1 protein-coding gene is annotated in these 268 nt (G+C 64.9%); it reads left to right on the top strand.

All coding sequences use genetic code 11. The features are described 5' to 3' along the window. Positions 1 to 193: hypothetical protein (locus SB660_RS21045; RefSeq protein WP_410584318.1), on the top strand; the 193-nt coding region annotated here is incomplete at its 5' end. Positions 194 to 268 lie beyond the last annotated feature (75 nt).

Raw genomic sequence — 268 nt, 5'->3', positions numbered from 1 at the left:
AGCGAAGAACAAAATCGCCCTGTCCAGACGGGTCGCGACGCACCGACTTGTTTCGGTGCTACTGGTTTGGGCTGACGGCCAGATCGGCACGAGCAGCGAGTGGCATGCAGAAGGCACGAGCAGGCTGCAGAATGACAAGACCCGCAGGATTTCCCACGTCCCAGCCTCCGCCGGCCACGACTGGGACTTCTGAGAGTCACCCGTCGGCGAGGGAGTCGCTGACGAATCACAGGCCCCTGGGGGCCGCTCCCCGGAGCGGCTCACCAGG

Source organism: Bacillus sp. SIMBA_005, assembly GCF_046535585.1.
Taxonomy (GTDB): domain Bacteria; phylum Bacillota; class Bacilli; order Bacillales; family Bacillaceae; genus Bacillus; species Bacillus pumilus.
The sequence above is the reverse complement of the archived record's forward strand: the minus strand, read 5'-3'. Positions and strand labels throughout refer to the sequence as shown.